Below are 26,227 nucleotides of genomic sequence, written 5' to 3'. Positions count from 1 at the left end.
ACAGTTGACTGACTTTTTACAGACTTTTTTCAGAGGGTCGCTGCGGCTCCTGCCTTTTTACAAGTTTTTGTTTTTATCTACTCTTATCTTTTTCAATTATATATTTTTTTAAATCTTTAAAAAAGCTTATAATCATAACTATCATAATTATTCCAATCGGAAACGCAGAAATGATACTTATACTTTGAATATTATTCATCGAACTTTCTGAAAAGACTAAAGCTATTGGGAGTACAATCAACAATAGACACCACAATAATTCGATTAATTTATGCGGGTGTTCATTTTCTCCTAGTTTTTTGTAACTATAACAAGCTGCAGTGTATGCAATGGAGTCAAATGATGTGGCATAAAATGCAATCATGCATAACACTGTAATTACTAAAATCACATTTGCCATCGGCATTGTATCTATAATATTAAGAATCAATCCGTAAAGGTCTCCATCCGCTACATATTGTGAAATAAAATCTGTTTTTTCGCTCACTTGAAGTCCTAAACCATAATTACCAAGTACCACAAAGCTGACTATTGTCGATCCTACACCAAATACATACCCGCCAAGAATCGTCTGTTTTATCGTTCTACCACGCGAAATATTACCTATAAAAAATGGAGCCGCAACAGACCAAACCATCCAATACGCCCAATAATAAATTGTCCAATCTTGCGGAAAATTACTAGTACGACCCGGATCTGTAAATGTACTTAATTCTATAAAATTCTGCAACATTTTCCCCAAACTTTGAAAACCATTTTCAATAATAAATTTTCCTTGTCCACCTATAAGTAAAACAATTAATAACAGTCCAAAGAAAAGATATATACAAAGTTTCGCCAAAAAACTAATTCCCTTAAATCCATGTAATACTGCATATGTATACACTGCACATGTAATGACTAAAATAATGACAGTAACTACGGTTCTGCTAATCGTTATTCCAAATAATTTTACGATGATTGCTGCTAAAAGTGGTGTTGCAACACTAAAAGTCGTTGCTGTTCCAGCAAGAAGAGCAAACAGCGCAAACAAGTCAATTATACGGCCTAAAATACCATCTGCATGCTTCCCTATGATTGGTCTGCATGCTTCAGAATATCTCTGGCGATTTATTTTTTTGACATGTAACATAAAACCAAATGCTACAGCAAGCACCAGATAAAACGCCCACGGAATAAAACTCCAATGAAAAAGTGGAAAAACACCTGCCCATTCAGCTACTGAACCCAGTTCTTCAATATGAGGATTTGTTGCATACATCACCCATTCAGCAAACGAATAGAATAAAATATCCGCTGCTAATCCGCAGGTGAACATCATACTGCCCCATCCAAAAAATGAATATCTTGGCTTTTCATTTGGCTCACCTAAGACTACATCCCCATATTTTGAAATAGCCAAATAAATTGAAACTATCAACACAGCAACGCCAATTATTAAATAATAAATTCCCACTGTATCACCAAAAAAATATCGAACCTTGCTTATAATAGTATTTGACTCATTTGGAAATGCAAATAACACACCAGCTAATGAAATGATAATAATAAACGGAGCCAATGTAATAAGCCAGTCTATTCTTTTGCTATTTAATTTATTCATCTATATTTCCTCCATTTTCTTCGAATCGTAATAATATTTATATTTTTTCCCAGCATTAAATGAAAATCCAGCTGCAGCATTGTTGCAATCCTTAAAGGACTTGATATCAATTATTCTATCTTCTGTAATATCTAATTTCTCTGCAATTTCTTTTATAATATTTGATCTGGTATTATTCACATATGTTTTATCAAACCCTCTCAATTCATCTAATGTATCAAACTCAAAAATAAAATCTGATGGATATTTACGAATTTTCATCCTAAGTTCATCAATATGCTCAATATAAATTGTTTCCCATAATTTATTGGCTGTTTCTGGTTGATTATATTCCCTCTCAAGAATTGATATAAATTTTCGGCTAAATTCGTCTGACCAAAATACATGTCCTAACATTATCCATGAATCTTCACCGCCTACAACAACTTTTTTAATTATGCCATCACTTTCACTAATACACCACTCTTCAGTGCGTCCATCTGCAAATATAGCCGAATAATAACTATCGTCTACTTCTTTTTCGAATGGATTGGTCAAGAAGTAATTGTCAGATGAACATATGTAACTATTTTTCAAATATTTTTTTACAGCATGTATGCTAGAATTGTTATTGCGAGTCAAATATTCTGAATTGTAAATTAGTGTGACACCATATTTTTCTTTCAGATAATCAAATTGCTCTGACATATAACCTGTTACTATTATTACGTCAGTAATCCCGGCTTCTTGAAGCTGTTTAATCTGTCGTTCTATCAAAATCTCTCCACGCACTTCAATTAGTGCTTTAGGTTTTTCAAAAGAGAGTGGTGCAAACCGACTAGCCGTGCCTGCAGCCATAATAATTGCATTATCTACTTTCATTTTCAATCATCTCCTCCTTAAAAAACTTATAGTAATCTTTAGCGAATCGATATTGGCGTAATGAATATTCACCGAATTCCACACCAAGATTTCTTTTATATTCACACCAATTACTCCAAAGCAATCCACAAGCTGCAATGTAGCAATATATTTTTAATCTTGTCTCCTTATCGCATTTATTTTCAAAATAAATATTGATAAGTCTATCAACCTGACGTTTATTATATAAAGCATAAATGCAAAACATCGCTATATCAACATGCGGATCTTGCATGCCAGCATATTCCCAGTCGATCAAACGGATATCTTCCTTCCCAGATGTTTCTTCCGTAAAAAGGAAGTTATCAGGAACCGCATCAATATGTGTTAGAACCTTCTCCTGTACATGCGAATCAATATAATCTCGAAGACTCAACACATTTTCTTTTGTCTTCTGATAGTCCTTATAAACAGATGAATTGCCATTCCAAAGGCTCTCATAAAAATCAATCTGAGCAAAGATATCAAACGTATGATCAACTGAAAGTTTTAGTTGATGAAAGGCACGAAGTTTTGCCATGCACTTTTTAAGATCATCGACATTCAGTGGATCACATACTCTGGCTCCTTCCATAAATTCTGTGATTTTATAACCATTTTCAGGATTAATGTATGCAATATTATCACAGATGTTTTTACTTGCGATTATATGATACACGGCTGCTTCTTCCTTGCGGTTGATTAACTGATCTGTGCCCTCTCCCGGTATACGCATAATATATTTTTTGTTTTTGCAGCTAAAAAGAAATGAACGATTTGTCATTCCCTTTTTCAATACTGTAATCTGTGAAATCTCTTCAGCCTTTACATCAAAGTTCTTACAAATGACCTCAATTGCATCTGTTTTCAGTTGATTGGAGGCACTATCCAATTCTCGCAGTTGTTCATAAGTATTAATTTCCACTACGTCCGTTGCATGCACCACCCTTGCATCAACAATCATTTTGTTCTTGTTGTAAAGTGCCTTTTCCCAAAATGAATTATCATATTTTCGATTTTGACAAAGTGTTTCTATGCGCTCCTTTACTACATTAGCATCTTTCTTCACAAGATAGCAGATTCCAACCATTGAATTACCTCCCACATTACCTGTAGTAGATACCAACTCCATCTTCCGATTCACGCGAACGTCACTTTCACTGTCAACCAAGTCGCTGACCATATACCAAGAGTACAACTCATGTCGGCGGAATGGATTAAGATCACACCAAATATCACAAGGAATCACATATGCATTTTCTAGTCTATCAGCTACCAGTTTCAACGAATGGAGATTATTTTTTGAAGCATACTCTTTATTTACAACAAGTTCTACTTCATACTCATCAATTAGATACTCATACTGCTCCTTCATAAAACCAACAATAATGTATATTTCTTTTATGTCAACTTCTTGAAGTTGCTTAATCAACCTTTCGATTAATGTCTCACCATTCACTTCTAATAAACCTTTAGAGACTTCTGTGTTAATTGGCACCATACGCATGCCAAAACCGGCCGCGAGAATAATTGCACGTTTAGGGGCATTCAGTTTAAATTCATCAGTAGCTTTTTGTGTAAGTTGTACTTCCTCATCTAAATATCCAGTCTTAATAAGTTCCTTAATAGAACGATTTACTACACCTAAAGAATGCCTGGACTCTTCTGATAGAATTCTCTGATTTATAAATGGTTCTGTTATAAGCGTCTTTAAAATATCGCTTTCTTGTTTATTCATCTATTTATTTCTCTCCTTTTTCATGAAATTGTTGGTTTAGCTTTTTGTGAACACTGCCATATAATAAGAAGTTAGCGTTCTGCTAACCTTCCTATTTTTTTCATCAAACTAACCCTGCGTTAAGCATTTTCCATAAATTTCAAGTAATTAAAATGTGTCATTACTTCACGTATTCTTGTGTCCAAATCTGGTATATTCATATAATCCTTATAAACAAGAGTAAGCAATTCTGCATACTGTTTCGGAATACGAAATGTCCCATCAACTGTATGGAAAAGTTCTGTTTCCTCAAATAGAATTCTTGGAAATTCATACCAATCAGCAAACACATCGGCAGACACAAGATAATCTGACTTGTCAATCGGATACATTTGGCATAGTTTTTCATACTCATTTTTCAAATCTTCTATTTTTTTCATAGAATATTTCATTTTATCCAGCATTAAGCGAATGTATTTTTTCACATTTCCTCCTGCTTCTTCTTTACAATTAACAAGTTTACAATACCGTGTATGTGCTGTCCTTTTTATTTGTTCAATATGTAGCTTCCGTTCTTCTACAGAATTCGGTGTTCCAACATAATAAAATACATCCACATGCAGAGCTTCACTTCTGTATCCTTTTGGCGCCAACCTCATAATGACATGTCTGCATTTTTGATTAACTTCTGGACAATAAAAATAGTATTTATCATCAAGTTCTTTTTTTAATGTCTCAATTAATCTCTCCTTGTCTTTGAATGCTACAAACACATCTATGTCGTAATCCCAAGGAATTTGGCCATTATCTCGAATTGCACCTAAAAGAGAGCCATATGCTAGCTCATATTCTATATTACTCTTTTCACACACTCGGTGAAATTCAATAAGTGTGTCCATGGTAATTTTTTGATATTTCCGGAATTCTTTGTAAATTTCCTCAAAGTTATCCGGACACAGCGGACTACTAAGTACCTCTTTTAAAAATTCTTCCGATGTCATTTTTTCTTCCTCTTTTCTTTAAAATTAGCTAACAGCACCATTGCTGATTCTCTATTCATCACAAATATCATTATCACATACAAAAAGGCCACTACAATTTTATATCCAAAATTAAAAATACTGAATGTTGTTTGATACTTCATAATGCTCAATATCAATCCCATAAAAATAAATAGCTCTATTATTACAAAATTAATAACAAAATCTCGAATCCCCAACCCTACATCTTCGTATTTTCGGCTAATAGCAACTACAATTATCACTCTAACAAGCATCGCAATTGCATCCGCCAAAATCGATCCATATACGCTCCAAATCGGAATAAATATTGCAGATAACAAAATGTTTAACACACTGCCAGTCAATGTTGCTATGAACAACTTTCTTGATGCTTCTTTATAATAGAATAGTATTTCTACATAAAAATAGTATGTAGTCTTAATGGCGAATACACTTACGATCATAGGAACATACATCCATGCTCCCACGTAACTTTTTTGCAAGAAAAGTACAATATAGTCTTGTGCAAACAATGATATACCAACGAAGAATAAGCCGATCACCGCGATTAATAGTTTTACATTTTGTCTGATTGTTTTTTTATATTTGTTCTCTTTATTATGTAATCTCTCGTATAACCACGGTCCATAAGCACTATCTACATAACACTGAATCGTATCAGCAATATTTCCAAACTGAGTCGCGACGCTGTAAACTCCTAAATCTGCTAATGAACCCACATCTGAAATCAATAATTTTGATACAAATAGAGCTATTTGTGTTGAAAGATTGTGTGGCATGATCGGTATGGAATACTTTAATGCATCCTTTAAAAGTTTTAAGTCCATACAGAACTTAATTGTATGAGTCACGCTCATTTCAATCACAAAATACGCTGTATATAGCACATATGCAATTAAGGATGCGAGAAGCGTTCCAAGCGCCCCCATCTTAAGACCAACTACAAAGAATATGTTTAATGCTACTGATACAAAAAAATAAATTATACTACATATAGAGCTTTTCAATGCCCTTTGTTGGCTTCGTAAAATATTATCAAAAATTGTATATTCGCAGTTGAAAATCAGAGAAATTAAGGCTACTAATATAAGCGGATAATAATCTATACCTGAAAACAAATATTTCGATGTAAATTGTCTAAATATGGTTAATACAACAGCAAATGCTGTACCCGAAAAAAATACAAATAAAGATATTGTTCCATAGAATCTCTTTAGCTTTTCTGGTTCTTCTTTTAAATCCACGTAAAACCGCATAACAGCTGAAAACAGCGAAAAAGCAACAATAAAGCTTGCTGTCGAGATAAAACTTGTTATTACGCTGTTAATACCATAATCTTCTGTTGTCAGATAGACGGTATATAAAGGTAGCAAGAAAAAGCTAAAGCACTTCAACAGCAATCCACTGCAAGAATATATGATTGAATTAATTAAAACCTTTCTTCCCGATGAAGACTTATTTTCCATACGTTTCTGTCCTCGTTTCACTAGGCACCTTCAAGAGCTACCTGTTTTTTTGTTCTAATATCTTATATATACCTTGATTACAAAGGAACGTAGCAACAAAAAGAGTAGCACCTTCCTTTTTTTCGCGTATAATGCGTTCATCACAAACAACACCACCATAACATAAAGTATCTGCAGTATTCAAGGTTCATTCGAGCCTTTATTCTTTCGCTCATTTTTTATATGTCATCTGACACTATCTTCCATTATCCCATCAATGCTATAAACACAAGGGAAGCTCGAATTCTACTCCTTTATTCCGTTCATGTATACTTCTCTGTGTGCTTCACACTCAACAAAATTTATTAAAAATCGACGATTTTTCTTTAGTTTTCTGTCTAAATACCAAGGCATCAATTTATGTCTTAACAACTTATTTACAACTCGAAATGCAAAAGATGTTGCTATTGGATCCCCTGTTTTTAAGTATAATTCTCGTACTTGAAGAGCAAACGCCCGATACTGTTTTTCAATAAAATCTTCCTTCTTTATTTCTTCAGAACGTTGCATCATTTCAGTTAGAATTTTTGTTGCATCATCCTCTACCGCAAGTCGTACACCCTTCCCATTTTTCCGAAGAGGAATATACTCAATCTTTTTTGTGTTAGTATCTACACTTACAAGTACAGATGTCTGCCAAAATTCACTCTCGGAGTGGTCAAACAGAAAATTTCCTTGGCCATAGACAATCGTTCCCTCTTGCCACTTTTCCTCACAACCAATGCAATGAGTGTGCTGACAAATAACAAGGTCAGCTCCCTTCTCAACAATTTTTCTGCAAGTTTTCTGAAGGTTTGGAGAAGGATAACGATAATGTTCTTTACCACCATGATAAAGGCAAATTACATAATCGCATTGTGCTCTCAACGCTACAATATGATCAAGACTTTCAAGAGGATCAAAAGGGTTTGCCCCTGCCTGCTTCGCACTAACAATAGAGAACTCATGCTCGGCACAACAGTAGATGCCAATTTTCTTGCCCTCCATTTCCACGATATGCGGTTTTGCTGCTTCTGCATGTGTATGTCCAACACCCGCATATGAAATCTTATTTTTGTCAAGTTGTTCCGTCGTAGACCATAAGCCTTGTTCCCCTTGATCTAATATGTGGTTATTGGCAAGAGTTAAAAAATTAATGCCAAGTTGTTTCAATCCAGCTACAGATTTTACAGAAGCAATCAAATTAGGACCAGCTTTTTCAATCGGCTTAGATTTATCTGTCAATGGTACTTCAAGATTGAAAACTCGATAATCTGCTTTTTTTAACAACTCAAACAGTCTACTATCAATGATTTTCTCCATCTGTTCTTCTTCAAAATATTGTTGATTTGATAAAGTAGGTACAATATCTGCACCAATTAATATTCTCATGTCTATTCCCTCCCTGGCAAATGTATCCATTTACCAAATTTATAGTCCCATTCATCAGGTTCAAATTCTTCAAATCCCGATGCTGGGTATAAAGTAAGCTCGCCAAAATATAATTTCATGTCTATTTCATAAAAATCCACACGCAAAATGGAATATTTTGTGATAATCTGCAAGTCAAGTTCTTCATCTGTTCAAAATTTACAGGTTTCGATATTACAGTATTTGAATTCGGATGTCCTGGTCTTTTTATCGGTACTTGATTCCACTGTTCGTCAAAGAAATCCTCTATTAGACCACCATCTGAAAACCGTTCACTACAGACGAGAGTAACCTTAGGTTCGCCGTTGAAGCAAAACACCTTATAATCGTTAAGTGCAAAATTTTTCTTTTTATTTTGTAGCCTTATTACAAATTCACGAGTTAGAAAGATGTACCCCCCATTGAATCGGGCAATTTTATCCATTTTCCAAGTTTGTAATCCCATTTTTCATCTGTAAATTCACCCCAACCAGAAGCAGGGAAAAAGGTCAATTCTCCAAAATAAATCTTTCCGTTCACATCATAGAAATCTACACGCAGAAACGGTATGTTTGTACTCAACTTTTCTGCTAATTGCAACATCTTCTCCTTATTATCTGGAAGTACAATCACCTTCTCCTTATTTGGAGGGCATATCTTTTCACCGAGATCAAGCAAATTTCCCTGTGGATCATAATAGTTTGCTCGATGTTCGATAAAACGATCAAAATCAACTTTTAAGCATTTACATACTCCACCAAAGCAAAAGAATTTATAATCTCGCAGTTCAGAAACTGATTCATCTACCATATACTTTTCGGCTATGATTCTCGGCTTTACTGCCTTATATGGCCATTCTCTTCCGAAATAATAAAAACGTCTTGTTAACGCTTTGTTTATCTTTTCACGTGCCTTTGCGATGTCAAGTTTGCTTTTATCTTTGCATATAACAAGTCCTCCACTATCGTGGGTACACTTTAGAACGAACTGATTTGGCAACAAATCGAAATCGATATCATCAAAATTATCCCAGACTCCCAATGTTGGAATAATATACTCTTCTCCAATCTTTTCTGCTATATATTTCTTAACCTCATATTTATCAACCATTGTTGTATATTCTGTCTTACGGTCATTTAGTTTAAGCCATTGAAGTTTCTCATTAAATGTTTGCGGATTTTTGAGATCAAGTTTTCTGCCAAAAATCAACCTATAAATTAATTTCAAATACGCCGTATCTGACATTCTTTGTAACATATCTGCTTTTGTTATATTATCCGCAATGGCCTTCTGAAATCCTCTTTTATCTTCCTTTTTAGTTATAAGAGCGTAAGCTGTCTTTAATTTACTCATCTATGTGCCTTCTTTCATATCTAGGTTCTTTTAACATTGTACAGGCAAAGAAAAGCATAATTTGCGTTGCAGTTTCTGTATAATTCACAGCACCATATTCAAACACAAGCATTGAAAATACTATCCCAATAACAAATGCTCGAATTTCAGGAGCATAATTATTCTTTCCTTTCCAGGCAACATAAAACAATTTCCAATAGAACCAATAGTATATAGCAAATCCTATGATTCCAAGATCATATAAAAGTTCTATATAATTATTATGAGAATAATAGAAATGCCCAGTTATCAACCTGTTGTAATGTTTAAAGCTGTCAAAACCATAGCCCCAAATCGGACTATCCAGCCACCTATTAAATCCTATCTCAATCATAGTTGCTCTTATTTCTGCTGATTTTCCTGAGATACTGTGCCCTGTTCGTATGAAGGAGAACAAACTCTCCATTCGTTCGCCAATCACTGCATAAAACATGGGAACATTCATAATCAAATAATAACCTGCAATAACTATTGCAACAACAACCCCCGTATACTTCACCAGGTGTTTCCTTCCATGACTATCTCTCTTGAAAATCAAAAGAATATATAAGAAAACAGCGGGAATAATAATAAATTTTCTTCCACCAGACAAAAACATTCCATAATACGATGCAACTAAGCACAGAGTAAGAACTATTTTATGTATTATCTTATTCTCAGAATACACGAGCAACCATATTGCATACAATGCAGTCTTCATCAACAAGGTAGCTAATATGTTTGAATTTCCAAACAAATCCTCCCCAAATCTATTTGATGTAGAAAAACCAGTTAAATTTCCCCTTGCAAACAAAATGAAAATCAAAACTCCACCGCTCAAAACGTTTGCCCAACTAATTTTCTTTATATCATTAATGTTAATATCATACTGTGAGAGAAACAGTATCAAAATGAAATTAACGATAAGAAGATAAAATTCACTATTAGACAGAAAGTCCTTCTCAGGCGAATAAAGCATAGTGAATACGCAAAATGCTATAAAGACAAGCATCCACTTTATCATCCGATCTATCTTAAGCTTTTTATTTAATAAAATGTATAATACAGAATATCCTAAAAAAAGATATAGGGTTAACGAGCCAATTGAACTTGAGAGCACCATATCATTCGCAAGTGATGATATAAATACATAAAGACAAAACAGTGCTACTCCGACGCTTCTTCCGCTAAGAGCCATTCTACGGTTGAATACCCTTTCATTTAATTGTATTTGATTCATGAACAAACACCTTATTTCAACTATATTTCCATCTGATTTCATTATCAGTCTTCTTGATTTATTGCGCCGCTTTCAGAAACTCATCATAGCCCTCATGTTTACCTACATAATTTCTCAATATAGTCTTCCCACAGATCTATAATCCTGCTCGGCTCAAATCTATTTACAACATCTCGTGCGTTATTACCACATTTTTGTGCTAATTCAGGATTATCAGCAAATTCGCACATAGCCCCCGCCAGAGCATCAACATCGCCCATTGGTGCCAACAAGCCATTCTCATGATCTGCGATTAACAATCTTGCTCCTCCGGGAGTATGATTCGTAGAAACACAAGGCAAACCAACAGCCATCGCCTCAAGAAGTGAATTAGATATTCCCTCATAGTCAGAAGTTATAAGAAACATTCCTGCATCGGAAATATCTTGCATTGGTGTTCTTGTCACTCCCATAAACTTAACCTGATCTTGGATGTTCAAATCAGCACACCACTGTCTTACCAAATTTTCATCATCGCCTGATCCGTATATTTTCAAAGTGTATTCAGGATGTTTTTTCGAGAAAATACTAAATGCCTGCAACATAACATCTAACCGCTTCTGCTTGTTATCAATCCTACCAACGGACACCACTGTCTTCTCATGCTCTTCATATGGCACATTAGGCACGGTTCCTTTAATAAAAATAGGATTAGGAATTACGCTTCCGCGTTTCTGCAGTCTTTTTCCATAGTAATCCTTTGCACCATTTGTCTGAAATACGCCACCACTTGCACTATCAATAATTAGCTTAAGGATTCTGTCCTTAAAAGTATTTGGCAAAGTTATTGCCGGATCACCTCGTTCTGATATTATAGACGGTATCTTAAGCGTTTTACCGACTAGAGTTGCATACATGTTTGGAAAATTCGTAAAGCCTATTAGAACATCAGCATGAAACTCCTTCGCGTATTGTGCAACTGCCTTTATTTCTGCTTTTCGTTTTTTTTGTTGAACCTTATCTTTCACATTGAATACATCTATGTGCTCATCTATATTTTGTTTATATACATTGACATATTCAGGAACGGCTCCAAGGTTTACAATGGCACAGATATGACCACGTTCGGACAAAGAATTGGCCACGAAAGTGAGCATTTTCTCTGCTCCGCCAAACCCTATACTATTTGTGATAAATATAATTCGTAACATGTCACTCTCCATTTCTCTTCATTTAAAAGATTGCATTTCCAAATTTTTTATATAATTCAATTACAGTTCTCAGACGAATCCTCTGTAACGACTTTGCGTTATCTTTTGCCTGAGAAAGTAAATCATTCGTTCGCTGCTTCCAATTCGGCACATGTTTCAAATGCCGCCAACAACGAGCTTTATATGCCATGTAAAGAATGGGCTTTACCATTTTCGGGTAGATTGCGCTCTTAATCACATATTGTAACACACATTCATTTATAAATAACGTATGATTTTTTTCATCACTGCAATTCCACTTGTTCACCTTTGGATTATGAATGATTCTAATTGCAGAACAGAACACGTTTTTACAACCTGCATCTACCACATACAGAGACGGAGGAATTTCTTCATAGCCATACCTATTTGAGAAATAAGGTGCTTCTTTGAAAAAATCTCGTCTCAAAAAATGGGAACCACCACAGAACATTTTACATTCATACAGATCATCCTCCAGTTTCACCGAAGTTCTATCTAGTCTATCACTCTTCCATGCAGTATCATATATCTGTGTCGTAAGCGTGACAATACCTGTATTCTTATCGAGTATGTCAAGTGCATATAAAAAAAATTTCTTGCAATGTTCGTCTATGACTGCATCGTCATCCAATGAGTAATAATATAATCCACGGGACTTTGAAAATGCGTAATTACGCCCTCTTCCGCAACCAATATTCTCTGGAAGCTTTTCGTAATAATATTCGTATCCACTGTTCGTTAAAATCTCCCTTACAACCTTTTCTGTGTTGTCTGTAGAAGCATTGTCAATCACTACAAATTCTGTTTCATTTGGCAAATCAGTTCTCAAGCAGCTGTACAAAGCTTCTGCCAGCTGTTCTTCACGATTCATCGTAACAATTCCAATTGTAAGTTTCTTTCCCATTAATTTATTCACCTCGATAGCAATTTTTTAACTGCTATCAAGCAGGCAATTCAAACAGGAAAGTTTACAAAATAGATGAGCCAAAATCCATAAACATTTTTACAAATGTACTAAATTTGATACTCTCCATCCGATTACACATCTGCATAGTATTGGAAACAATATCTGAAAGTTGTTTTCTAATACTTTTCGTTTGCTGCAAATACTTTTTACAACGTTGTTTATATGCTAACAACGTAAGTGGTGTGCAGATTATCGGATACATCTTTCGTTTGATTGCATATGGAACCCCACACTCAATGATAAGATACTCCATGTTCTTATCACTTGCACGAACCCATTTATTGACAGCAGGTTTGTGAATCGCAATCAAATCGGGACAAAATGCATTTATCACTCCGGCATCCATGGCCATCAGCGATGGTGGAAGTTCCTCATATCCATACTTATTTGACAAATACGGTGAAGTGTCAAAAAAAGATTTTCGCAAGAAATGGGAACCTCCGCAGAACATCTTGCATCTATACACCCCTAGATAGATTTCTTTCCCACATATAGCCTGTCGATTTGCCTGCCATGCTGTGTCATATATCTGTGTGGCTAATGTTGCAATATTTTGATGTCCGTCCAATATTTCAATTGCTTTCACGAAAAAGTCTGGATCGTTCTCGAAATCTACAACGGCATCGTCATCCATACCGTAGATGTACTCACCCGTGGATTTCTCAAAACAAAGGGTTCTCCCCCCCCCGCTCCAATATTGGACTCAGTTTTATAATATACATAAGGAAAGCCGGATGAATCAAGAATTGACTTCACCACGGTTTCCGTATTATCTGTTGATGCGTTGTTGATGACAACAAACTCTGTTTCATTCGGCAAATTTGACTGTAAGCAACTTTGAATTGCTTCTGCGACTTGTCGTTCTCTATTCATGGTAACAAGACCAATAGTAAGTTTCATTTCCGCACTAACCTCCATTTTTATAATTTTTCAGCATCTCACAAGATTTCGTATTATTTTCCTAATTCTATAACTTAGATGTCAGACATTGGATGACATTTTCTGCTCTGTATTTTTCTGCTTCTTTTAAACAATCTGACTTCTTGGAAAGAAGCAGATCCGAATTGTTTCCTACACTTATGAGTGTAGTGACAAAAGCATGGTTATCATGAACTGGATACACGTATCCAGTTTTCTCATTCACGATCTCTGGATTATACCGCCAATCACTTGCGATTACAGGAACACCTGCAGCCATCGCATCCAAAAGTGTCCCCGCAAAACCCTCTCCTTCATAATACGTTGGAAAAAGTAGGGCGAAATAATTTTTCAACACCTCGACACTTTTATCAAAAGGAACAAATTCGCCATACTTAATGTACAATGGAAATGTACTCTTTAGCTCATTAAACCATTCCGTTTGTGCTGAATCCACTTGGCCGTAAATATCCAAAGTGTAAACTATTCTGCCAAAGTGCTCGTTTACTGTCTTCACGGCATTTACAGCATCTTCTATTCCTTTTTCCTTCATGACACGGGAAAATGTACAGAGTCGATACGGCTCTGTATGATGGTAAACAAGTTCCGATTCTTTCAGAATATTCAAATCTTTAAAGTTTGGCATCACATACACATCGTTGAATCCCTGTGCTTCTAATGCCTTTCTCATAGTATTGGTTTCCACATAGATACCATCAAATGACATCAACGCTTTAGTCAATTTTTTTCGCTTCTTCAAAAACTCTGGAAGCCAACCACCAATAACCACATAGTGGAGTTTTCTATGAAACAACAGATTTAACAGCACTAATAACGGAGCAAATATTCTCAATCCATTTTCAGCAGGCATTATAATTATATTTTTGTGATATTTAAGTGCTATTAAAGCATGACGGAAGGCACTTATCAAAGCTTTTACTCCACCATGAGTATCTATACAAGAAACTTCTTTTTTTCCTAATTCTTTAACAATTTCCTTTGTAACAATTTTGGTTTTCACTGTTTGTCCATTAAGTAGATTTTCACCATGTCCAAAATGTCCAATAATACAAACTCTTTTCATTGTCTTCTTACATACCTTTTCTTCTTATAAAATCCAAACACTAAATTTCTTCCTGTATTAAAAAGACTTGATAGTATTCCCATATCTTCAGCCTCACGATAAAGCTTATAATGCCACCCTATCATTGTTCTAATACTATGAGTACTTACACTTCCCACACGACCTTTTCTATACTGCCCTAAAATTTCATCAAGCAAATAGCAATCTGCTTTGCGACATACCTTCAGCCACATGGCATAGTCGTTATTTTTCTTTATATCCTCAATCTGAATAAGACCAATCTTATTAGCATCATACATAACCGTAAGACATCCTGGCCAACAATAATTAAACATTCCTGTTTTTGTTATTTTTTTAGGACCAGTGACTTTTACACCTGTTTTATATCCATCAACGTCAATCTCTTCATAATTGGTGTAAGAGAAAACATATCCGTTTTCTTCCATGAATTTAATTTGCTTTTCAAGTTTTTCAGGCATCCAAAGATCATCAGAGTCAAGGTATGCGATCCACTGACCTTTAGCCTCTCGAAGCGCTTTATTTCTGCTTATTGCCGCACCAGAATTCTTTTCATTTTTGAGATAATGTATACGACAGTCTTTTATCGTATCAACAACTTCATTCGTATTATCTGTTGAGCAATCATCCACTATGATCAATTCCCAATTTGTATATGTCTGATTCAAGACAGATTGAATAGTTTCTTCTATAAATGAAGCTGTATTATAAGATGGCATAATAATAGAAACTAAACCCGCTTCTCTTTCAATGCCATCTGATCCACTCAAAATCATCGTTGCCTGAAGTTGTTTCTTATTATAATTTTCCTTATCTACTTTTTCTGTTCTCAAAAGATAATCTCCAAAATCCTCCGCTGTAGCCATATCATCCTGCGTAATTCCTTCTTGCTTAATAAAAGCTTTCTTCACTGTTGATAAAATAATTTTCAAATCTTCAAGAAAACTTACCTTTTCAATATACTTTAAATCCCAATTAATCTTATCTTCCCATGATATTGCATTACGCCCATTTACTTGAGCCAATCCACTAAGCCCTGGCTTCGCAGTATGTCTCATTCTTTGTTCATCTGTCATAAATACCATATCTCTTACAAGTTGCGGACGCGGACCGCAAACTGAAAGTGTACCATTTAAAATATTAAAAGCCTCTGGAAGTTCGTCAAGACTTGTATTTCTAAGCCACTTACCAAATGAAGTTAAACGTACTTCATCTGGTAAAAGCTCTCCATTTTCATCTCTTTCATCTGTCATAGTACGGAATTTGTACATTTTAAAAATAGTTTCTTTTCCATCTTCTCCAATCAACCCTGGACGATCCTGTGTGAACAATACTGGACTTCCCAGCTTGAATCTGACAAGAATTGCAACACCTATATATATAGGGCTAAAACATATAATTGCTGCAGACGCACAAATAATATCTATCGCTCTTTTAACATATTTTTCATAAAATCCCATATTGCGTGTCGGAATCGCTTCAATATTTTCAGCTTTATAAGTTGTTTTTTTTGCTTTCTTTTTCATGATCCAAGTCACTATTGCTGTCCCACCAACAATAGATGACGCTATAATTCCAACTATTTTTTTCTTTGACACAATAATCTCTCCCACAATATATTTTTATTCAAAGCAAGCTCTTATAACTTCAATAATCCTCTCCTGCTCCTCCGCAGTCATTTTATTATCGCTAGGCAAACACAATCCTCTTGTAAAAATATCCATTCCTACATCAGCTACACCACCTGCAATATACGCATTTGATCTAGCACGTCCATTTCCATCTCTTACAACAAATGGATTCAAACGATAAATCGGCTGCATATGCATTGGTTTCCAAATCGGACGTCCTTCAGCATTAATAGATGCAATCGCTTCCAAAATCTCTGTTGGACAAGACTTTCCTGCTTCTTTTACATAGCACACATCCTGCTCACCACGAACCTGCTTGCACATTGCCTCTTTATCAATAATCAAACAGGACAACCAGTAATTCGGCTCAGAATTTTCAAAGTCAATTGGATTCATAGAAACTGGAAGACCTTTTAATCCTTCTTTATATCTTTCATAAATTGCTTTTTTCTGTGCAATATGCTCATTCAGATACGGGAACTGTCCACGAACTACACCAGCTACCACATTGCTCATACGATAGTTGTATCCCAGTTCTTCATGCTGATACCACGGAGCATTTTCTCTCGCCTGTGTAGACCATTTACGAACTTTGTTTGCAGCTTCTTCATCATCTGTCAGAAAACAGCCACCTGCACTTCCGGTAATAATCTTATTTCCATTAAAAGAAATGGTGTTATATTTTCCAAATGTACCAGTCTGTACTCCCTTATATGTAGCTCCCATAGATTCCGCAGCATCTTCTACTAAAATAGCACCATGCTTTTTAATAACCGCATTTAACTCATCTACTTTTCCAGGAGTTCCATAAAGGTGTGCAACAACTACTACCTTCGTATCCGGATAAATCTCAAATGCTTTTTCAAGTGCCACTGGGTCCATATTCCATGTGTCATATTCTGTATCAATAAATACTGGCTCTCCACCTTCATAAACTACCGGATTTACGGTTGCGTCAAATGTCATATCAGAGCAGAATACTTTCTTTCCCTCTAATGCACCATGTCCAACTTTTGGCATACCATATGCTTCAATACCTGCAAGTTTCATTGCCAGATGCAATGACGCTGTTCCTGCTGATAATGCAACTGCGTATTTGCAGCCGATATATTCGCAGGCAAGTCTTTCCACTTCATTGATATTCTTACCAACTGTGGACATCCAGTTTGTTTCATACGCTTCTTTCACATATTCAATTTCTGGACCATGCATGGTTGGGCTGCTTAACCATACTTTAGACTCAAACTTCTCAAATTTATTATTTTCTTTAAACATGACTTTCTACCTCTTTTCGCACAATCTCTTTTTTCAGAATGTATTAACTTGTTATTAAGCAATCTCTTTATTTACGTCTTCTGGTCTTTTAAATGTTGGAACAACACTTCGGAGAGCTTCTTTTGCAATTAGATCTCTTTCGCATAATCTCCATATCTTTTAGAGGCTGCAATTAATAATTTTCTTCCCATTTTCAACACACTCCTCATAATTATTCGTTTTGATTAGGTAAGTTATTTCACACGACAACTAGCCTGTGAATGTTCTTATTAAAAAGATCATTCGCAGGCTAGGTCAAACCTCTTATTCAAAGGATTCCTGATTATCTTTGTTATTGTACATAAATCAAGCTCCTAGCTAATTAATCTCTCCCATACAGATCTCTGGTATAGACCTTATCCCTAACATCATCAAGGCAGCTGTCATATCTGTTAGCAACAATAGACTGGCTCATTGACTTAAACTTCTCCAAGTCATTTACCACCTTGCTGCCAAAGAACGTATCGCCGTCCTCAAGGGTCGGCTCATAAATTATAACCGTAGCACCCTTTGCCTTGATACGCTTCATAACGCCCTGAATACTGCTCTGACGGAAATTATCTGAGTTGGACTTCATCGTAAGTCTGTAAACACCTATAATAACGTCCTTTTCTCTATCCTTATCCCAATTGCTGCTTCCGGTATAATAACCCGCAAGTTCAAGCACCTTATCAGCAATAAAGTCTTTTCTGGTCCTGTTGCTCTCAACAATAGCAGACATCATGTTCTGCGGTACATTTTCATAGTTTGCAAGGAGCTGCTTTGTATCCTTTGGAAGGCAATATCCACCGTAACCAAAGCTTGGATTGTTGTAATGACTTCCGATTCTAGGATCAAGGCAAACGCCATTTATAATATCCTGTGTATTAAGTCCCTTTACCTCTGCATATGTATCAAGCTCATTAAAATACGAAACTCTCAGTGCAAGGTAAGTATTAGCAAACAGCTTAACAGCCTCTGCCTCGGTAAATCCCATAAAGAGCGTGTCGATATCTTCCTTTATCGCACCCTCCTGCAAGAGCTTTGCAAAAGCTTCAGCCTTTTCTCTTGTATCATCATCACAGCTTACGATAATTCTGCTTGGATACAGATTATCATACAAAGCCTTTGACTCACGGAGAAACTCAGGGCTGAAAATTATCTTGTCAGTATTATACTTTTCCCTTACAGACTTTGTGTAACCAACCGGAATTGTACTCTTTATAACCATAATAGCATCAGGATTGACTTTCATAACAAGTTCTATAACTGCTTCTACAGCAGAAGTATCAAAGAAATTCTTCTTGCTGTCATAGTTAGTTGGAGCTGCAATTATTACGAACTCTGCGTCCTTGTATGCAGCTTCACCGTCAAGTGTCGCTGTCAGATCAAGCTCTTTTTCAGCAAGATACTTTTCAATATAATCGTCCTGAATTGGTGACTTTTTGTTATTGATAAGCTCAACCTTTTCAGGGATAATGTCAACAGCCGTTACATGATTGTGCTGTGCAAGCAATACTGCAAGCGACAATCCAACATAACCTGTTCCTGCTACTGCTATCTTTCTGTTCATTTTCTTAGCCTTCCTTATACTTTATAAAACTCTTTATACCACTGAGCAAACTTTCTCAGACCTTCTCTGAGAGGTGTGCTCGGTTTAAATCCATAATCCCTTTCCAATGGCTCTGTGTCTGCATAAGTAATAGGCACATCGCCTGGTTGCATCGGAACTAACTTTTTGTGACTTTCAAAATCATAATCAGCAGGAAGAACACCCGCATTTATAAGTTCCTGCTGTAAAATATCAACAAAATCAAGAAGATTTTCAGGATTTTGATTTCCTATGTTATAAACAGCATAAGGCGGTAATGGCAAGCCGTCCTCACCATTTTTTCTTTCTGGAGCGCCTTGCATTACTCTCTTAACGCCCTCAACTATATCATCAACGTATGTGAAATCTCGTTTGCAATTTCCGTAATTGAAAATCTGGATAGTTTCACCCTTAAGAAGCTTGTTTGTGAATCCAAAATAAGCCATATCCGGTCTGCCTGCCGGGCCATAAACTGTAAAGAAACGAAGCCCCGTTGCTGGGATATTATACAACTTGCAGTAAGCATGAGCCATAAGCTCGTTGCTCTTCTTGGTAGCAGCATACAGGCTAACAGGATTGTCTACCTTATCATCGGTACTGTAAGGAACTTTCTTGTTTGTTCCATATACAGAAGAACTTGACGCATAAACCAGATGTTCAACGCCTGTTTCACCGTTATCATAAGAATGGCGACACGCTTCCAATATATTATAAAATCCGATCAGGTTTGACTGAATATATGCATCAGGATTAGTTATGCTGTAACGCACGCCTGCCTGTGCTGCAAGATTAACAACAACAGACGGCTTATAATCACTAAAAATTTTATCTATCACATTTTTGTCTGATATGTCTCCCTTAATAAAAGTCCACTGACCACCAAGCTTTTCTATTTCCTTTAATCTCCACTCTTTTATGGACACGTCATAGTAATTGTTCATATTGTCGATACCAACGACCTTGATATCATCAATAGTCTTAAAAAGCTCAATTACCAGATTAGAACCTATAAAACCTGCTGCTCCTGTTACAAGGACAACCTTACCTTCCAAATCGATTTTCTGCATATCTTTTACTCCCAACTTCATACACGTACAGCCAATACACAAAACATATAAATAGGATAAGCACACTCATTCACGTTAATAATTTTATCACAAAATTTTAATCTAGTCAAGTATTTGCCCCATATTTATGTATATTTTTTCAAAAATCGTACATTTTCAGTGTAATATACAATGCTAACCATTTACAAAAAGCTCAGTTTGTGCATTTTTATACTAAGCTGAAAGCTATAATTTTCTTCATTTAAAATTGTTAAATCATGAAACGTTTTGAAAAAATTTTTTTACCACAAGATTTTTGATGCAGACAAAAGCTGGCTTGATTTTTATCTGCATTTTACACGGCTTTTATTGATTATCAGGCAAAACCAGCATATAATCATAATAGTAATTATGGCGAAGTATGAGAAATATGATTGGAGCGGTGTTTATGATAGTAAAAATTTTCTGTGCGATTTTGGTAGTCCTTGGAGTGAGCGTTGCAATTGTTCTAGGCGGTCTGATAATTTTGGCTTCTTGTGTTAGTGGCAGAAAAAAGCCTGCTGGTGACAATACCGCTGATGACGAGGACACATTTATGTACACAAATTATATGCAGGGATTTTACCTATAACTTTTTCTACCCTGCCAAGCTTTTCATATAGTATAATAAAGTGAAGAGTGCTTTGCCCATAAGCATTCTCCACTTTTTGTATACCATTTTTTATTCTATCACTCGACCCCAAAAAAAACTATTGACACAGCCCAAAACTTGTGCTATACTCTCAACAAAATCAAATGAAACTACACGCAGAAAGGGCGTTTTATAATGACTGAAAAAGAAAAAATGCTTGCTGGCAAGATATATGACTCCTCCGACAAGGAGCTTGCAGAATTGAGGACAAAGGCTCACAAGCTTTCACAGCAGTACAGCAGTTTGTATGAAGATGATGAGAGAAGAAAAGCTATCCTTAACGAGCTTCTGCCCGACCATGGCGAGGGATTTTTTCTCCAAGGCCCTGTGTATTTTGACTATGGCGTTTTCACAAAGTTCGGCTCAGGCTGCTATGCTAACTTTAATCTGACAGTGCTTGACACCTGCCCTGTGACGATTGGCGACAACGTGTTTTTCGGTCCCAACTGCACCATTGCCACCCCTGTTCACCCATTCAGATGGCAGGAGCGTAACATGAAGAAAAAGTCTGACGGCACTGTTTATGATGATGAATACGGCAAGCCTATCACGATTCACTCCAACTGTTGGATAGCAAGCAATGTTGTTATAACAGGCGGCGTAACCATAGGCGAGGGCTGCGTTATCGGTGCAGGAAGCGTCGTCACCCGTGACATACCGCCAAATTCTCTTGCGGCAGGAAATCCATGCAGAGTTATCCGTGAGATAACTGAGGAGGATTCTATCAAGTACAAAGCAGAACTTTTCTGAGCATAAAAAATACCCCTGACCAGAAAATGATCAGGGGCATTTTTATCGTCTGTCATATCATTGAGTATAGACCCATTTTTTATCGGACCACGCTCCGTTATAAGTCTTTCCGCCTTTGACAGTGTAGCTTCTTACACGGACGTAATATTTTTGATATCTCGCAAGCCCAGAAACTGTCTTTTTATCGGTGCGGTTGTTTGTTACCTTTACGCTTTTTGCTCCCTTAAAGTCGGAACGCTGTGAATATGATATTTCATATCCCGTGGCAGAGCCTTTCTGTGCATAATCTATAAAGAAGCCTGCATATGTGCCGTAAAGCTTCTGTATCACCTGCTTTGCAGGATAGATAGCAAAGCTTTTGGTGATAACTCCGCCGTAAATGCCCTTGCCTGTGATAGTCACCTTTGCGGTGCCGACCTTTGTGTTTGCATAATACTTCACAGTATAGTCTGTGCCGTTTTTAAGGGTCTTTGAGCCGTATTTTACTGTGATCTTCTGCTTTATCGCCTTGCCGGTAAAACTTTTTGAAGAAATACCGCTGACCTTTGCGTTTGCAAAATTAGTCTTTGCCGTCACAATGCTTTTAGCGTCTGACCAATTGCCGTAATAGGTCTTTCCGCCCTTGACAGTATAAGAGCGAACTCTTACATAATATGTCTTTGAAGCCTCTAATCCAAGTACCGTCATCTTATCCGTCTTGTTGGTGGTGGATCTGTATGTGGAAGCATTTGAAAAATCAGATCTTGTGCCATACTGGACCTCATAGCCTGTTGCAGATCCTTTCTGCACAAAATCCACAAAAAAGCCCTTGTATCTTGTTTCAAGCACCTGTATCTGCTGTTTTGCAGGATTTATAACAAAGGAAACGGTCTGCTTGCCCTTATAGTTTCCGTAAAATTCAACTGTTATCTTGCCCGTGCCAACGTTCACGTTTGAGAAATACATCACCATATAATCAACATAACGCTCTAGGGTCTTATTACCGTCCTTTATAAGCACATCAGGTGTTATCTCCTTGCCGGTGAACGACAGTGGTGTAGCATAATAAAGCTTTAACTTGGAAGCGTCCTTTGGCTGGATAGTAAAGCTTTTTGCAACAGAGCCTCTGTATTCGCCTTTTCCAACAAAGGTCATTTTTGCAGGTCCTGCGTTAAGATTGGTCTTATAATAAACAGTGTAATCCACGCCCTCTTTAAGTTCTTTGCCCTCATAGGTGAGCGTTACGTCAGGCTGTTCAATATTCTTTCCTGTGTATGTAAAGCTGTTCTTGAAGCCTGATATCTCGCAGTCTGCAATGAGCTTACTGTCAGAATACTCCGCTGTGACAGTCATATCCTCCGTGACGTTTTTATAGTCCTTGTCCCAGCCTGTAAAACGCAGACCCTTTATAGCAGGGGCTTTCGGAGCTTTTGCAGACTTACCATATTCCACTGTCTGCTGACTTATCACCTTGCCGTCCTTATCCACAAACGTAACGTTATATGTATAAGGCTTCCATGCGGCATAAAGGGTCTTTGCACCGCCTGAATATGAGATGCTTTCTATTCTTTCACCTGAAAGTGCAGCGTTATCATACCAGCCTGCAAAGTCTGCACCCTCTTTTGTCGGCTCGGAAAGCGTCACGCTTTCGCCTTTGCTGAGGTATTCTGGATTGCCTGTGCTGTTCGTGCCGCCATTTAAAACATAGTCAATAGTGACAAATTTTGCTTCAACAAGCTTTGCCTTTACTGTGCTGTCAGCAGTATAAACTGTGTTCGCATCGACAGCAATGCCGTTCTTGTACCATTTAAGAGCATAACCGCTTTGCACTTTGACAGCAGGATATTTCACCTTGCCGTCCTTATCAGTGCAGGCATAATGCTTGCCGTCGGGGGCTTCAAATGTTATCTTGTGGGAAGACTGCTCCCCAGGACGAGTTAGCCTTGCTTTGCCGTCTGCCATTGTCCACCTGCCGCTGTCTGTCTGCTTTCCGCCAATGGTATTCAGCGAATAAGCTGCAGAGCTTGTAACGTTAGACAAAGCCGTTTTCTTTACCTTGCTGTCAGAAAAGTTGCCATTATACCAGCAACCGGCATATTGCTGTCCATAATAAAAAGCGTCATTATCGATACTGCCCACCATAGCTTTAGCATTTGAACTGCTTGACTTTGCAAGGTCTGAAGCACACTCTGTCAGGGTCAGACCACCTGCTTTGCCCACGATTCCGCCTGCCGAGCTTGTACCCTTTAAAGTTCCACTGAACGTACAGCGTTGAATAGATACCGCATCAAATTCACCAACGATCCCGCCTGCGTACTTACCGCTGACAGTTATTTTCTCAGCACTGAGATCTCTTATCTGCGCTCTGTCCTCAGCATAGCCGAACAGACCTGCATAAGAATTGTTTTGGATAACAGCGTTTTTCAGAACGTGTCCGTTGCCGTCAAAATATCCGCAAAAAGGTTTTGAAGCCGTTCCTACTGCCGATATCTTTGCACCACCGAAGTCGATGTCTTTTTCAAGCACAACACGCTTTCCTGCAAAGCTTTCACCGCCTGATACACGCTTTGCGAAGTTTTTCCAATCCGTCGCTGTCTTTATAACAAGGCTTTGTTCCTTTATCTCTTTCGCCTTTGCCTTTATAAGAAGCTTGGCATTGGTGATATCGTTCTTTGAAGCGTTTTCGTCTGCAATAACTTTCTTGCCGTTGTTGACCTCACGCTCATAACCGCTCTGCTTTTCATACTTTGCCACAAGTGTTTCAAGCTCGCTTTTATCAGACTTATCTATATCATCGGTATAGGCAAATATTATAGGCTGACCAGTATAAGCGTCCTTGTCGGTAACGTCCGTCCAACTGTCGCCGTCATTGGAAATATACGCCTGACCAGGCTTCATGACCCCGTCTGAATAGCCATAAACGGTCACATAACCTGAGCCGTCATCACCGCTGAATGTCATCACGACAGAATATCTTTCGCCCTCGTCAAGCTCAACATCAGGGATATCCACGGTATAGAATCCGTCGCTCTGCACCTTTCCGCTGACCTCACATTCAAGTATCCCCACAGGAGTGCTGTCTGAAACAGAAGTGTAGACCTGCACGGTGTAGTCAGACTTTCCAGTGTAGCCAAGATACATAAAGCCCACTTTGTCAAGAAGCTCGTCTTTTTTTGCTGTAAAAACATCAGCACCGCTCATTTTGTTTTCATTGCTAACATAAAATATAGAATTATCCTTATTAGCAGGATAATGGTAATTATTATCACAGCTTTCAGTGAGGTCGAACGCCACCCAATCGGTCATTTCTGCCTCTTCATAGGATATCCAGTAATAACCGTCCGTGCCACTGGATACTCCCCAAGAGCCTTTCACAAGCCATGCCCCGTTTTTCTTTGGCTGATAGCCTGCAAGGAAATTTGACTTGCTGTAATTATCGTCCCAGCCCACTACGCTTACGGCATGATTTATTCCACTATATTTTGTAGTTTCCGGATCGTAATAGCTTTTGTTATCAAAGGTCATATACAGGTCGTCTGCATAATAGCTCACCATTACTCCGCCAAGCTCTTTTATCTTGTTTTTAATGGCGTTTCGTCCGCCTGTGATAGTGGAAGCGTAATTAAGCTGATATTCGCAAACGCCCTTTTTCTCCTCAGATACGATAGTGGCTTCCGTTCCGTCGGACACGAAAGGCTCATATTCATCATAGCAAAGTCCTCTATGAGCCGCCATTGCAAGGGACGAATCCATCCACGTTCCGCCGCAATCCCATATTGACTCGTCAAATCCGCCGTTAGCATATGTAGAGAGGACAAGGCTCGGCACAGAAAACTGCACGTTTTGATTTTCAAGCCCCTTTTGGATAAGATTGCTCTCTGTGCAGGAAAGTGCCGCAAACGCCCAGCAAGTGCCTGTCTGGAACTGGTTTTTGATAGTCGTCAGCGTATTCTTAGATCTGGGGTCATATTTCGCAGGCAGCGAAGCCGTTGCCTTCTGTGCATAAGCTGAACCACCGTCGTCCGTATCGGCCAAATCTTCATCAGCGATCTCCGATTTTTCCAGACCTTCCTTTTCGTAGCCATAACCATTATCAGTAAAAATTATCCTGCCCATCTTGAATTTCGGGCTGTCATTATCTCCGCCATGCTCCATATCCGCAAAAGCTGCGCAAGGAAACTGCACTGACAATATCGCCGCTGTCAAAATGGCGGCACATTTATAGATCACCTTCATAAAGATCTCCTTTGGTATGATATTAGCATAGTCCAAACTGCTGACTACAGTGGTGACAGGCTATGCTTATTTTGATATAATAAGAA

General features: G+C 37.4%; 20 protein-coding genes and 1 pseudogene. 2 read left to right on the top strand and 19 right to left on the bottom strand.

From position 1 onward, the window contains the following. Positions 1 to 73: 73 nt before the first annotated feature. From AB5123_RS08725 to AB5123_RS08640, 18 genes and pseudogenes are all read right to left on the bottom strand, one after another. Positions 74 to 1,603, bottom strand: a complete 1,530-nt coding sequence (locus tag AB5123_RS08725; RefSeq protein ID WP_038670959.1) for a BCCT family transporter — start codon at positions 1,601 to 1,603, stop codon at positions 74 to 76. Next, a complete protein-coding gene (locus AB5123_RS08720) occupies positions 1,604 to 2,464 on the bottom strand; it encodes an NTP transferase domain-containing protein (RefSeq protein ID WP_038670957.1) in 861 nt (286 codons plus the stop codon). It abuts the gene before it with no gap. Further along, entirely contained in the window at positions 2,451 to 4,220 is a 1,770-nt protein-coding gene (locus tag AB5123_RS08715) for a phosphotransferase (RefSeq protein ID WP_038670955.1), read from the bottom strand. The genes AB5123_RS08720 and AB5123_RS08715 overlap by 14 nt, the downstream gene beginning before the upstream one ends. 119 nt (positions 4,221 to 4,339) lie before the next feature. Continuing rightward, complete coding sequence (locus tag AB5123_RS08710) at positions 4,340 to 5,200, bottom strand: phosphorylcholine transferase LicD (protein WP_038670953.1); 861 nt, start codon at positions 5,198 to 5,200, stop codon at positions 4,340 to 4,342. Next, positions 5,197 to 6,687 carry an oligosaccharide flippase family protein gene (locus tag AB5123_RS08705; protein ID WP_368364708.1) on the bottom strand — a complete coding sequence of 497 codons (1,491 nt, stop codon included), beginning with the start codon at positions 6,685 to 6,687 and terminating at the stop codon, positions 5,197 to 5,199. The genes AB5123_RS08710 and AB5123_RS08705 overlap by 4 nt, the downstream gene beginning before the upstream one ends. 285 nt (positions 6,688 to 6,972) lie before the next feature. After that, positions 6,973 to 8,097, bottom strand: a complete 1,125-nt coding sequence (locus tag AB5123_RS08700; protein ID WP_038670938.1) for a CapA family protein — start codon at positions 8,095 to 8,097, stop codon at positions 6,973 to 6,975. A gap of 2 nt (positions 8,098 to 8,099) precedes the next feature. Beyond that, a pseudogene (locus AB5123_RS08695) lies at positions 8,100 to 8,560 on the bottom strand (ATP-grasp fold amidoligase family protein). Continuing rightward, positions 8,518 to 9,468 carry an ATP-grasp fold amidoligase family protein gene (locus AB5123_RS08690; protein ID WP_051706375.1) on the bottom strand — a complete coding sequence of 317 codons (951 nt, stop codon included), beginning with the start codon at positions 9,466 to 9,468 and terminating at the stop codon, positions 8,518 to 8,520. Before AB5123_RS08690 ends, AB5123_RS08695 begins: the two are co-directional and overlap by 43 nt. Then, positions 9,461 to 10,768 (bottom strand): O-antigen ligase, encoded by a 1,308-nt coding sequence (locus tag AB5123_RS08685; protein ID WP_051706373.1) that lies wholly within the window; start codon positions 10,766 to 10,768, stop codon positions 9,461 to 9,463. Before AB5123_RS08685 ends, AB5123_RS08690 begins: the two co-directional genes overlap by 8 nt. A gap of 56 nt (positions 10,769 to 10,824) precedes the next feature. Beyond that, complete coding sequence (locus AB5123_RS08680; RefSeq protein WP_051706370.1) at positions 10,825 to 11,916, bottom strand: glycosyltransferase; 1,092 nt, start codon at positions 11,914 to 11,916, stop codon at positions 10,825 to 10,827. A 22-nt stretch (positions 11,917 to 11,938) separates the two neighbouring features. After that, positions 11,939 to 12,841 carry a glycosyltransferase family 2 protein gene (locus AB5123_RS08675; protein WP_038670922.1) on the bottom strand — a complete coding sequence of 301 codons (903 nt, stop codon included), beginning with the start codon at positions 12,839 to 12,841 and terminating at the stop codon, positions 11,939 to 11,941. A 64-nt stretch (positions 12,842 to 12,905) separates the two neighbouring features. Further along, positions 12,906 to 13,538 (bottom strand): hypothetical protein, encoded by a 633-nt coding sequence (locus AB5123_RS08670; protein ID WP_038670909.1) that lies wholly within the window; start codon positions 13,536 to 13,538, stop codon positions 12,906 to 12,908. Further along, entirely contained in the window at positions 13,517 to 13,804 is a 288-nt protein-coding gene (locus AB5123_RS08665) for a glycosyltransferase (protein ID WP_038670896.1), read from the bottom strand. The genes AB5123_RS08670 and AB5123_RS08665 overlap by 22 nt, the downstream gene beginning before the upstream one ends. 67 nt (positions 13,805 to 13,871) lie before the next feature. After that, entirely contained in the window at positions 13,872 to 14,906 is a 1,035-nt protein-coding gene (locus tag AB5123_RS08660; RefSeq protein WP_038670894.1) for a glycosyltransferase, read from the bottom strand. Then, positions 14,903 to 16,522, bottom strand: coding sequence for a sugar transferase (locus AB5123_RS08655; protein ID WP_038670892.1), 1,620 nt, complete (start codon positions 16,520 to 16,522; stop codon positions 14,903 to 14,905). Before AB5123_RS08655 ends, AB5123_RS08660 begins: the two co-directional genes overlap by 4 nt. A gap of 24 nt (positions 16,523 to 16,546) precedes the next feature. Continuing rightward, complete coding sequence (locus AB5123_RS08650; RefSeq protein ID WP_038670890.1) at positions 16,547 to 17,830, bottom strand: DegT/DnrJ/EryC1/StrS aminotransferase family protein; 1,284 nt, start codon at positions 17,828 to 17,830, stop codon at positions 16,547 to 16,549. A 361-nt stretch (positions 17,831 to 18,191) separates the two neighbouring features. Then, entirely contained in the window at positions 18,192 to 19,421 is a 1,230-nt protein-coding gene (locus AB5123_RS08645; protein WP_038670888.1) for a nucleotide sugar dehydrogenase, read from the bottom strand. Between the two features lie 14 nt (positions 19,422 to 19,435). Beyond that, on the bottom strand, positions 19,436 to 20,506 hold the full coding sequence (locus tag AB5123_RS08640; protein ID WP_038670886.1) for an NAD-dependent epimerase/dehydratase family protein: 1,071 nt from the start codon (positions 20,504 to 20,506) through the stop codon (positions 19,436 to 19,438). Positions 20,507 to 20,933: 427 nt separating this feature from the next. On the opposite strand from AB5123_RS08640, the gene AB5123_RS08635 reads away from it, so the two are divergent. After that, entirely contained in the window at positions 20,934 to 21,116 is a 183-nt protein-coding gene (locus AB5123_RS08635; protein WP_337812487.1) for a hypothetical protein, read from the top strand. A gap of 195 nt (positions 21,117 to 21,311) precedes the next feature. Beyond that, positions 21,312 to 21,926 (top strand): sugar O-acetyltransferase, encoded by a 615-nt coding sequence (locus tag AB5123_RS08630; RefSeq protein WP_038670882.1) that lies wholly within the window; start codon positions 21,312 to 21,314, stop codon positions 21,924 to 21,926. Positions 21,927 to 21,983: 57 nt separating this feature from the next. Here AB5123_RS08630 and AB5123_RS08625 read toward each other — a convergent pair whose 3' ends face one another. Beyond that, entirely contained in the window at positions 21,984 to 26,141 is a 4,158-nt protein-coding gene (locus tag AB5123_RS08625) for a C1 family peptidase (RefSeq protein ID WP_337812486.1), read from the bottom strand. Positions 26,142 to 26,227 lie beyond the last annotated feature (86 nt).

The sequence above is a fragment of the Ruminococcus sp. RTP21204st1_B2_RTP21204_210225 genome, from assembly GCF_040914135.1.
Classification (GTDB): Bacteria; Bacillota; Clostridia; order Oscillospirales; family Ruminococcaceae; genus Hominimerdicola; species Hominimerdicola aceti.
This window is presented reverse-complemented; position numbering and strand designations above follow the sequence as displayed.

Coding starts and splice junctions, on each gene's coding strand:
- AB5123_RS08645 (WP_038670888.1), bottom strand. CDS start 19,421: ATGAACAGAAAGATAGCAGTAGCAGGAACAGGTTATGTTGGATTGTCG.
- AB5123_RS08715 (WP_038670955.1), bottom strand. CDS start 4,220: ATGAATAAACAAGAAAGCGATATTTTAAAGACGCTTATAACAGAACCA.
- AB5123_RS08660 (WP_038670894.1), bottom strand. CDS start 14,906: ATGAAAAGAGTTTGTATTATTGGACATTTTGGACATGGTGAAAATCTA.
- AB5123_RS08625 (WP_337812486.1), bottom strand. CDS start 26,141: ATGAAGGTGATCTATAAATGTGCCGCCATTTTGACAGCGGCGATATTG.
- AB5123_RS08665 (WP_038670896.1), bottom strand. CDS start 13,804: ATGAAACTTACTATTGGTCTTGTTACCATGAATAGAGAACGACAAGTC.
- AB5123_RS08640 (WP_038670886.1), bottom strand. CDS start 20,506: ATGCAGAAAATCGATTTGGAAGGTAAGGTTGTCCTTGTAACAGGAGCA.
- AB5123_RS08700 (WP_038670938.1), bottom strand. CDS start 8,097: ATGAGAATATTAATTGGTGCAGATATTGTACCTACTTTATCAAATCAA.
- AB5123_RS08710 (WP_038670953.1), bottom strand. CDS start 5,200: ATGACATCGGAAGAATTTTTAAAAGAGGTACTTAGTAGTCCGCTGTGT.
- AB5123_RS08685 (WP_051706373.1), bottom strand. CDS start 10,768: ATGAAATCAGATGGAAATATAGTTGAAATAAGGTGTTTGTTCATGAAT.
- AB5123_RS08680 (WP_051706370.1), bottom strand. CDS start 11,916: ATGTTACGAATTATATTTATCACAAATAGTATAGGGTTTGGCGGAGCA.
- AB5123_RS08630 (WP_038670882.1), top strand. CDS start 21,312: ATGACTGAAAAAGAAAAAATGCTTGCTGGCAAGATATATGACTCCTCC.
- AB5123_RS08675 (WP_038670922.1), bottom strand. CDS start 12,841: ATGGGAAAGAAACTTACAATTGGAATTGTTACGATGAATCGTGAAGAA.
- AB5123_RS08670 (WP_038670909.1), bottom strand. CDS start 13,538: ATGGATGACGATGCCGTTGTAGATTTCGAGAACGATCCAGACTTTTTC.
- AB5123_RS08690 (WP_051706375.1), bottom strand. CDS start 9,468: ATGAGTAAATTAAAGACAGCTTACGCTCTTATAACTAAAAAGGAAGAT.
- AB5123_RS08705 (WP_368364708.1), bottom strand. CDS start 6,687: ATGGAAAATAAGTCTTCATCGGGAAGAAAGGTTTTAATTAATTCAATC.
- AB5123_RS08725 (WP_038670959.1), bottom strand. CDS start 1,603: ATGAATAAATTAAATAGCAAAAGAATAGACTGGCTTATTACATTGGCT.
- AB5123_RS08635 (WP_337812487.1), top strand. CDS start 20,934: ATGATAGTAAAAATTTTCTGTGCGATTTTGGTAGTCCTTGGAGTGAGC.
- AB5123_RS08720 (WP_038670957.1), bottom strand. CDS start 2,464: ATGAAAGTAGATAATGCAATTATTATGGCTGCAGGCACGGCTAGTCGG.
- AB5123_RS08650 (WP_038670890.1), bottom strand. CDS start 17,830: ATGTTTAAAGAAAATAATAAATTTGAGAAGTTTGAGTCTAAAGTATGG.